Source organism: Vibrio sp. Y20_XG_PY13, from assembly GCF_024181925.1.
GTDB classification, from domain to species: domain Bacteria; phylum Pseudomonadota; class Gammaproteobacteria; order Enterobacterales; family Vibrionaceae; genus Vibrio; species Vibrio parahaemolyticus.
In genome coordinates this window covers 1-1,603 of record NZ_JAMZAL010000037.1, presented here as the reverse complement: position 1 = coordinate 1,603, position 1,603 = coordinate 1, and the positions used below count along the sequence as shown (strand labels likewise).

The 1,603-nt window shown below is 53.0% G+C and carries 1 rRNA gene; it reads left to right on the top strand.

Annotation, left to right across the window (positions count from 1 at the left end):
• The first annotated feature begins 40 nt into the window (after positions 1-40).
• Positions 41-1,593: ribosomal RNA gene (locus NL646_RS23300) — 16S ribosomal RNA — on the top strand.
• Positions 1,594-1,603: the final 10 nt, after the last annotated feature.

Genomic DNA, 1,603 nt, shown 5'->3' with positions numbered 1-1,603 from the left:
TTATGTAATGTTCAGTATTCATTGAGCCGAACAAAATCTTAAATTGAAGAGTTTGATCATGGCTCAGATTGAACGCTGGCGGCAGGCCTAACACATGCAAGTCGAGCGGAAACGAGTTATCAGAACCTTCGGGGGACGATAACGGCGTCGAGCGGCGGACGGGTGAGTAATGCCTAGGAAATTGCCCTGATGTGGGGGATAACCATTGGAAACGATGGCTAATACCGCATGATGCCTACGGGCCAAAGAGGGGGACCTTCGGGCCTCTCGCGTCAGGATATGCCTAGGTGGGATTAGCTAGTTGGTGAGGTAAGGGCTCACCAAGGCGACGATCCCTAGCTGGTCTGAGAGGATGATCAGCCACACTGGAACTGAGACACGGTCCAGACTCCTACGGGAGGCAGCAGTGGGGAATATTGCACAATGGGCGCAAGCCTGATGCAGCCATGCCGCGTGTGTGAAGAAGGCCTTCGGGTTGTAAAGCACTTTCAGTCGTGAGGAAGGTAGTGTAGTTAATAGCTGCATTATTTGACGTTAGCGACAGAAGAAGCACCGGCTAACTCCGTGCCAGCAGCCGCGGTAATACGGAGGGTGCGAGCGTTAATCGGAATTACTGGGCGTAAAGCGCATGCAGGTGGTTTGTTAAGTCAGATGTGAAAGCCCGGGGCTCAACCTCGGAATTGCATTTGAAACTGGCAGACTAGAGTACTGTAGAGGGGGGTAGAATTTCAGGTGTAGCGGTGAAATGCGTAGAGATCTGAAGGAATACCGGTGGCGAAGGCGGCCCCCTGGACAGATACTGACACTCAGATGCGAAAGCGTGGGGAGCAAACAGGATTAGATACCCTGGTAGTCCACGCCGTAAACGATGTCTACTTGGAGGTTGTGGCCTTGAGCCGTGGCTTTCGGAGCTAACGCGTTAAGTAGACCGCCTGGGGAGTACGGTCGCAAGATTAAAACTCAAATGAATTGACGGGGGCCCGCACAAGCGGTGGAGCATGTGGTTTAATTCGATGCAACGCGAAGAACCTTACCTACTCTTGACATCCAGAGAACTTTCCAGAGATGGATTGGTGCCTTCGGGAACTCTGAGACAGGTGCTGCATGGCTGTCGTCAGCTCGTGTTGTGAAATGTTGGGTTAAGTCCCGCAACGAGCGCAACCCTTATCCTTGTTTGCCAGCGAGTAATGTCGGGAACTCCAGGGAGACTGCCGGTGATAAACCGGAGGAAGGTGGGGACGACGTCAAGTCATCATGGCCCTTACGAGTAGGGCTACACACGTGCTACAATGGCGCATACAGAGGGCGGCCAACTTGCGAAAGTGAGCGAATCCCAAAAAGTGCGTCGTAGTCCGGATTGGAGTCTGCAACTCGACTCCATGAAGTCGGAATCGCTAGTAATCGTGGATCAGAATGCCACGGTGAATACGTTCCCGGGCCTTGTACACACCGCCCGTCACACCATGGGAGTGGGCTGCAAAAGAAGTAGGTAGTTTAACCTTCGGGGGGACGCTTACCACTTTGTGGTTCATGACTGGGGTGAAGTCGTAACAAGGTAGCGCTAGGGGAACCTGGCGCTGGATCACCTCCTTAAACGATGATT